The sequence below is a fragment of the Candidatus Accumulibacter vicinus genome, assembly GCF_000584955.1.
Classification (GTDB): domain Bacteria; phylum Pseudomonadota; class Gammaproteobacteria; order Burkholderiales; family Rhodocyclaceae; genus Accumulibacter; species Accumulibacter vicinus.
This window is the reverse complement of record NZ_JDSS02000009.1, coordinates 20,663-28,604: the sequence shown is the minus strand read 5'-3', so window position 1 is coordinate 28,604 and position 7,942 is coordinate 20,663. Positions and strand designations below refer to the sequence as shown.

At 60.3% G+C, this 7,942-nt stretch carries 5 protein-coding genes; 1 reads left to right on the top strand and 4 read right to left on the bottom strand.

The window, feature by feature from the left end; translation table 11 throughout:
• Positions 1–171: 171 nt before the first annotated feature.
• The 4 genes from CAPSK01_RS21590 to gltA all read right to left on the bottom strand — a co-directional run bounded on the left by CAPSK01_RS21590 (position 172) and on the right by gltA (position 4,823).
• Complete coding sequence (locus tag CAPSK01_RS21590; protein ID WP_273702970.1) at positions 172–663, bottom strand: hypothetical protein; 492 nt, start codon at positions 661–663, stop codon at positions 172–174.
• 167 nt (positions 664–830) lie between these two features.
• Entirely contained in the window at positions 831–1,766 is a 936-nt protein-coding gene (locus CAPSK01_RS02665; protein ID WP_034922145.1) for an alpha-E domain-containing protein, read from the bottom strand.
• A gap of 19 nt (positions 1,767–1,785) precedes the next feature.
• The gene (locus tag CAPSK01_RS02660) at positions 1,786–3,204 is read right to left on the bottom strand and encodes a circularly permuted type 2 ATP-grasp protein (protein WP_034922144.1); all 1,419 of its coding nucleotides are present in this window, start codon (positions 3,202–3,204) and stop codon (positions 1,786–1,788) included.
• A gap of 329 nt (positions 3,205–3,533) precedes the next feature.
• On the bottom strand, positions 3,534–4,823 hold the full coding sequence (gene gltA / locus CAPSK01_RS02655; protein WP_034922143.1) for a citrate synthase: 1,290 nt from the start codon (positions 4,821–4,823) through the stop codon (positions 3,534–3,536).
• 501 nt (positions 4,824–5,324) lie between these two features.
• Here gltA and CAPSK01_RS02650 point away from each other — a divergent pair.
• Entirely contained in the window at positions 5,325–7,937 is a 2,613-nt protein-coding gene (locus CAPSK01_RS02650; protein ID WP_273702969.1) for a [protein-PII] uridylyltransferase, read from the top strand.
• Positions 7,938–7,942: the final 5 nt, after the last annotated feature.

Sequence of the window (7,942 nt, the reverse complement as noted above, 5' to 3'; positions counted from 1 at the left end):
TATTGCTGGCAGGCGATGTCATCGTCCCGGAAATGCTCGAAGGATTTTTGTTGCCCCGGCAGGACCAGCACCGTGGGACCGGTCGGTATGGTCACGCACCCTGTCATGAACAAGCTGGCCGCAAGCAACCGCAAGAACATTAGTTTTTCCATGATGAGTCTCCGTTGCGGCCTATTGCGCCAGCTTGGGTCGCGTCTTCACACTCGTGTCCGCCTGCGGCAGCACCCGTATCCAGGCCTGGCTGCAATCCCGAACGTAAGGGTAGTAGCCCGCCGGTTGGGTGCAATAAAACCAGAACGTCGGTGGCGAGCCGGCATTGCCTGCCACGGCTGGCGGACCCGGAGGGGATTGAGCAGGCAGCGGGGCTCCCTCGACTGGCTGCTCAACATAGACTGTTGGGGCTACCGCGTAGCTTGTGGCATAGGGGATGAATCCGTAGGAATAAGCATAGGGCCAAGCACCCCAATAAGCGGGCCCGCCAATATAAAACCCGGCGCCTGGACCCCAGTAGGCCCCTCTCCATCCGCCATGGTAGCCATGCCAGCCACCGTAATGACCTCCGTAGAAGCCACCGACGACGACACGGCCATAGGCCATTGCGGTGCCGCTCCCAATCGCACACAGCGCCAGCGCTGCCAACCACCCAAGCAGACGTCTCTTCATTACGGCGACTCCTTTGCCTCATGCGTGCGTGACAGGCAACCCAGCCAAGTCAGGCGCGAATGCGCCCATTATCTTCGCTTTTTCCCTGTTCGGGAACATCATCAGGGTTTGCCAACGCCGTCGGGCATGGAACGGTTCGCCTCGCCTTGCGGCTGGGTCATGGCAACTCAACCCGGCACCAGGAAGTCGCGGCTGACGCCGTCGCCCAATTCGAAGATACGATCCATGAAATCGGTCAGGTACTCGTGCAGTCCCCCGGCCAGAACATCTTCGATGCGCGCGAAATGCAGGCGGGCATGCAGCACACCGGCCTGCCGCACGGTCTCGGCAGAAGCCTTGTTGGCAACCAGTTGCAGCATGCGAACAATGCCGTCGGCGCAGGCATGCAAGGACCTTGGCAGGTCCTCGCGCAGGATCAGCAATTCGGCAACTCGCCCTGGCGTGATGGCGTCACGGTACACCTTGCGATAGACCTGAAATGCGGACAGCGAGCGCAACAGGGCACCCCAGCGATAGAAGTCGCTGGCCCCTTCGTCGTCATTCTGGCGCAGGATGTGATATTGCATATCGAGAATGCGCGCGGTGTTATCTCCCCGCTCAAGCAGTCCGCCGAGGCGGATGAAGTGCAGCGCATCGTCCTTGAGCATGGTCCCGAAAGTCACGCCGCGCGTGACCGCCGAACGCAGCTTGACCCAGTCGAAGAACTCGCTGATGCCACGCGCGAGAATATGTTCGAAGTTCTGCTGCCGAAGTTCGATCCAGGTCGCATTGACGCTCTCCCACATCTCGGCAGTCATGGTGCCGCGAACGGCATGCGCATTTTCGCGCGCAGCGCGCAGACAATTGAAGATCGACGAAGGATTGGCGGAGTCCGAAACCATGAAACGCAGGACGCTCTCGACGTTGACCTCGCGGTAGTTCTCCGCAAAAGCAGCTTCCAGGCTGTTCAACGCGAGTATGGCACGCCAGTTTTCATTGCGTGAGGCAACGGATTGGGGCACCAGCGACATCTGGTAGGAAACATCGAGCAGACGCGCGAGGTTCTCGGCACGTTCGGTATAACGCGCCATCCAGTAAAGGTGATCAGCTGTGCGGCTCAACATTTCGGCTCTCCCTGTATGCTCAGTTTTCCAGTACCCAGGTGTCCTTGGTCCCACCGCCCTGCGAGGAGTTGACGACCAGCGAGCCTTCACGAAGTGCCACCCGGGTCAGGCCGCCTGGAACCATCCGGATACCGCACTTGCCTGACAGGACAAAGGGACGCAGGTCGAGGTGACGCGGCGCAATCCCGGCCTCAACGAACGTCGGACAATTGGATAGGGCCAGCGTAGGCTGCGCGATGTACTTCTCGGGAGAAGCCAGTATCCGGGTACGGAATTCCTCGATCTCGGATTTGCTCGACGCCGGCCCGACCAGCATGCCGTAGCCGCCAGCGCCATGCACCTCCTTGACTACCAGTTCCGGCAGGTGCGACAGCACATACTTCAGGTCATCCGGCTTGCGCAGCATCCAGGTTGGAACATTGTTGAGTTTCGGTTCCTCACCGAGGTAGAAGCGGATCATCTCCGGTACGTAGGGGTAGATCGACTTGTCATCGGCAACGCCCGTACCGATGGCGTTGGCCAGCGTGACATGTCCGGCGCGATAGGCGGCAAGCAGCCCCGGAACACCCAGCATCGAATCTTTGTTGAACACCAGCGGATCCAGAAAGTCATCATCGAGCCTGCGGTAGATCACATCGACCCGCTGCGGGCCCTGCGTGGTACGCATGAATACCGTTTCGTCCTTGACGAAGAGGTCCCTTCCCTCGACGAGTTCGATACCCATCTGTTGTGCCAGGAAGGTATGTTCGAAATAGGCGCTGTTATAGGCACCCGGCGTCAGCAACACGACGGTCGGATCGGTCACCCCTTTGGGTGCCACGGTACGCAGGTTTTCCAGCAACATATCCGGATAGTGCTGAACCGGTGCGATCATCTGGCGTGAAAAAAGCTCGGGGAAGAGCCGCATCATCATCTTGCGGTCTTCGATCATGTATGAGACACCCGAGGGTACTCGCAGGTTGTCTTCGAGGACGTAGGACTTGCCGGCTCCGGCACGCACGATGTCGACCCCGGCGATATGAGCGTAAATGTCCGATGGCACGTCGATGCCGATCATCTCGGGGCGAAACTGCGCGTTGTCCAGTACTTGCTCGGACGGAATGCGACCGCTCTTGAGGATCGCCTGCTCATGGTAAATGTCGTTCAGGAAAGCATTGAGTGCCTTGACCCGCTGCCATAGTCCTGCCTGCAGCGACTGCCATTCAGCCGCCGGGATGACGCGCGGGATGATGTCGAAGGGAATCAGACGTTCGGTGCCGGACTCCTCTCCGTAGACGGCAAAGGTGATACCGACACGGTGAAATGCAGTATCGGCTTCAACCCGCTTGCGCTCCAGACGCTCGACCGGCATCGTTGCCAGCCATTCGGCAAAGGCCCGATAATGGGGCCGCAGCGTGCCTGTCGAATCGTACATCTCGTTGTAGAAATCTGCGCTCATGTTACTTACCACCAGTGAATGTGAAAGTCGCGTCAGTGACTCACGAATCTTCTCTCTCCCGAACCTGGGCGAGGGGCAGGGTGAGGAAGGGAGCGTCTGCAATCGCCATGATCGTCGGGCTACGGGAATCAAGCACAAACCGTGCCTGTACACAGCAACTACACCAATGCACGCCTCCGAAAGCACTGAAGACCGTGTTGGCGCCAGAAAACGGTGCGGCCCTACCGTAACAGGCACCTGCCTGGTGCATTGCTGGCACCATTCCGGCGGCACCAGCATGCTGCGATCTCTTCGTATCCGGACGGGAGCTCTGTCGAAGTCTGCATCGCTCAGGCTGACGACGACAGGTTGCGTCTGTTTACGCCGATGTAGATCTGACGTGGTCGCGCGATCTTGTACTCGGGATCACTCAGCATCTCCTCCCACTGTGCCATCCATCCCGCCGTGCGAGCCAGCGCGATGATGCAGGTGAACATCGAGGCCGGGATACCAAGAGCCTTTTGCACGATGGCCGAGTAGAAGTCCAGATTCGGGTAGAGCTTGTTCTCGACGAAATAAGGATCTTCGAGCGCGGTTTTCTCGAGGGCCTTGGCCACCTTGAACAGACGGTGATTCTCCAGCCCCAGCTCCTCCAGCAACTCGTTGCACACTGCGCGCATCACCTTTGTCCTTGGGTCGAAGTTCGTGTAGACAGGGTGACCAAAGCCGGTCTGCAGGAGACTGCTGCCGTCAACACGGGCGAGTGCGATGAATTCAGCAACCCGAGTGGGGTCGCCGATCGCTTCGAGCATTGCCAGGCAGGCCTCGCTGGCCCCCGCATGCGCTGGGCCTGACAGACAGGCAATGGCCGCAGCAACGCAGGCAAACGGGTTGGCGCCCGAGGAACCAGCCATTCGCACCGTCGAGGTTGCTGCATCCTGACCCTGTTCGGCCTGTACGATGAACAGCTTGTTGAGTGCGCGCACCATGGCCGGAATCGGTCTGTACGTTTCGCGCGGGGTGCCGAACATCATGTACAGGAAGTTGGCGGTGTAGCCGAGGTCGGAGCGAGGGTTCATGAACGGTTCGCCGATCGAATACTTGTAAGCCATGGCGACAATCGTCGGCATGCGGGCCACGATGCGATGGAAGCTGAGCTTACGCCGCTCGGCGTCGGAAAAGTCGGCCGCATCATGATGAAAAGCCGACAGGGCACCGACCACGCCAACCATCAGCGCCATCGGGCGGGCATCCCGACGGAAGCCCTGATAGAACTTCACCATCTGCTCGTGCACCGATGCTTGCTTCCTGATCGCGGACTCGAAGGATTGTTTCTGCACGGCATTCGGCAGTTCGCCATTTTTCAGCAGATAAGCCACTTCGAGAAAGTCGCATTGCTCAGCGAGTTGCTCGATCGGGTAGCCGTAATGGAGCAGTTCGCCCCGCTCTCCATCGCAGAAAGTGATCTTCGACTTGCAGCCGGCAGTCGACTCGAAGCCCGAATCGTAGGCGAAGTAACCGCTTCTGCCACCCAGCGTGCGAATGTCGAGACACGCCTTGCCTTGTGTCGGTGCCAGGACTGAAATCGGCAAGGGGGCCTCGCCGCGAATGGTCAAGGTGGCCTTATGTTCGGTGATCATGGTATTTCTCCTCGTCAGGTACTTCAATGGCACCATTTCACCCGGTGTTCCGGCTGAACGGGCGCATGCTCCCGTTCAACGCATCCGATGGCATGGTGCACCGCTTTGGGGATGTGTGCGTCAATTTCGCACCGGCGCCGTGCACACCGCTGTTCGTACCACATTCCCGCCCCTTGCTCGCGCCTGATCCCAGGCGCCCAGGAAGCGCTGTTGCCGGCGCGCAGCCGCCATCAACGACACCAGCTACCCGATGCGAGCAAGACACATACCAGCCATGATTCTGGTGCGCACGATTCTTGCTTGACTACCGGGTGTCTGCCCGAAGCGCCACATCCGGTCTCTCGTGGCAGCACTTCGCCGCGCCCGTGGAAGTCACGCGACCGACACCTGCCGGCATCGTTGAATAGGTGGATACAAGATGAAGACATCGATGATTCTCCCCTGGCTGGCGAGCAGAGCCGGCGTCAGCGACCGTCGCGCCGAGGAACTGTGGCGGGTCGCATGTCCCCAGGCGGAAGGGTTCGCCGGGGAACGAGAGGAACCTTGATCACGCGCTTGAAAGCCCGTCTGCGGGACGGGCAGCGGACGATCCGCGAACGTTTCCTGGCCGGGGGCGACGCCGTCCGCCTGCTGCACGAACGCTGCCAACTGATCGACGAAGTGCTGTGCGAACTCTGGAGCAACCTCGCCATGCCGGCTTCGCTGGCGTTGATTGCAGTGGGCGGCTACGGACGCGGCGAACTCTATCCGGCCTCCGACGTCGATCTGTTGATCCTGCTGCCAGAGCCAGCGGACGACGTGCTGACTACCCGGATCGAACAACTGATCTGCGTGTTCTGGGACGTCGGGCTGGAAACCGGCCACAGCGTGCGCACCCTCGAGCAGTGTCTGGAGGAAGCTGCCGGCGACATCACGGTGCAGACGGCGATGATCGAAGCTCGCCTGCTGATCGGGAGTAGCCGCCTGTTTCAGGGCTTAACCGCGCTCATCCGGAGCAGTCTCGACGCACCGGCATTCTTCCAGAGCAAGCGCATCCAGCAGGAGGACCGGCATCAGCGCTTCAGCGATACCCCTTACAGCCTCGAAGCAAACTGCAAGGAAGGGCCGGGCGGACTGCGCGACCTGCAGCTCATCCTATGGATTGCACAGGCCGCAGGCTACGGCAGGAACTGGAAAGATCTCGAGCACTGCGGCTTCATCACCGACGAAGAGGAGCAGCTTCTCGCCACCTGCGAAGCCTTCCTGTGTCGCCTGCGCGTTCACTTGCACCTGCACGCCGGACGCCGCGAAGATCGCCTGCTCTTCGAATACCAGACAGCCCTGGCCGAACAGCTCGGGTTTACCGCCACGACCGATCTTCGCGGCAGCGAAAAACTGATGCAAAAATACTACCGGACGGCCAAAACGGTCACCCAGATCAACGCGATCATCCTGCAGAACATCGGCGCTGCCTTGTTCCCCCCCCCTGAACAGCCGCCGCGACGAATCAACGAACGCTTCCAGAATGCGCATGAGTTTCTCGACGTGGTCCATGAGGAGGTGTTCAAGCAAACCCCCGGCGCCATCCTTGAGGCCTTTCTATTGCTCCAGAAACATGCCGAGTTGAAGGGCATGAGTGCGCGCACGCAGCGCGCCCTGTGGCGAGCACGGCAACTGATCGACGAGGATTTTCGCCGCAATCCGGAGCACCGCGCGCTTTTTCTGCAGATTTTCAAGCAGGAGCGTCGTCTGGTCCAGGAGTTCCGGCGCATGAATCAACTGGGCGTACTGGGCCGCTATCTGCCCTGTTTCGGACGCATCGTCGGACAGATGCAGCATGACCTGTTCCACGTCTATACCGTTGACCAACACATCCTGCAGGTCATTCGCCGGTTGCGCCGCTTTTCGATGGAAGAGTTCGCACACGAGTATCCTTTCTGCACTCGTCTGATCAGCGACCTCGGCAATCCCTGGCTCCTCTACATTGCCGCCCTGTTTCACGACATCGCCAAAGGGCGCGGCGGCGACCACTCCGAACTCGGCGCGGTCGATGCGCGAGAATTCTGCGTACAGCACGGCCTGGCGGCGGAAGATACCGAACTCGTCGTCTGGCTGGTTCGCAAGCATCTGGTGATGTCCCGCGTCGCGCAGAAACAGGACATCACCGATCCTGGCGTGGTGGCCCAATTCGCCCACATCGTTGGCGACGAACGGCATCTGATTGCGCTCTACCTGCTGACCGTTGCCGACATCCGCGGCACCAGCCCGAAGGTCTGGAACGCCTGGAAGGGACAACTGCTCGAGCAGCTGTTCAAGGCCACCCAGCGCTTCCTGCAGGCGAGTGACGATACGCTGATGAAGCATGGCATGATTGCGCAAAGACAACAGGAAGCACTGCGTCTGATGCGCTTTCTCGCGCTCCCCGAGGCGGCGCATGAGCCCTTGTGGAATCAGCTCGATACGGTGTATTTCCTGCGTCAGTCGGCCGAGGACATCGCCTGGCACGCGCGCGCCCTGCACGAGCGAATCGCGATGGACCGGCCGCTGGTTGTGGCCCGCCTGAATCCGCTTGGCGAGGGACTCGAAGTGATGGTCTATACGCACGATCAGGCAGACCTCTTCGTGCGCATGGTCGGCTTCTTCAGCCGTGCCGGTTACAGCATCGTCGATGCCAAGATTCACACCACGCGGCATGGCTACGCGCTCGACACCTTCATGCTGCTCGATGTCTCCAACCGCGACAGTGACCGTGCGATGATCAGCTATCTCGAGCACGAGCTCAGTGACCGGCTGGCTCGCCAGGCCCCGCCGGATGTCCCCGCAAACGGGCGCATCTCGCGGCAGGTGAAACATTTCCCGATTCAAACGCAGGTGAGCATCCAGCCGCTGGTCAGTCTAGAAGCCGACGAAACCGGCAAATTGTTCGTCCTGACCGTCATTGCCGCCGATCGTCCCGGCCTACTGTTTGTCATCGCCAGCGAACTGGCGAAACATCGGGCCAACCTGCACACGGCCAAGATCGCCACGCTTGGCGAGCGGGTCGAGGACACTTTTCTGATCAGTGGCGGACATCTCGAGGAAAGCGCCGGCCGTGTCAAACTGGAAACCGATCTGCTGCAGCACCTGCAGGGCTGATCGGG

Coding starts and splice junctions, on each gene's coding strand:
- CAPSK01_RS02665 (WP_034922145.1), bottom strand. CDS start 1,766: ATGTTGAGCCGCACAGCTGATCACCTTTACTGGATGGCGCGTTATACC.
- CAPSK01_RS02650 (WP_273702969.1), top strand. CDS start 5,325: ATGTCCCCAGGCGGAAGGGTTCGCCGGGGAACGAGAGGAACCTTGATC.
- CAPSK01_RS21590 (WP_273702970.1), bottom strand. CDS start 663: ATGAAGAGACGTCTGCTTGGGTGGTTGGCAGCGCTGGCGCTGTGTGCG.
- CAPSK01_RS02660 (WP_034922144.1), bottom strand. CDS start 3,204: ATGAGCGCAGATTTCTACAACGAGATGTACGATTCGACAGGCACGCTG.
- gltA (WP_034922143.1), bottom strand. CDS start 4,823: ATGATCACCGAACATAAGGCCACCTTGACCATTCGCGGCGAGGCCCCC.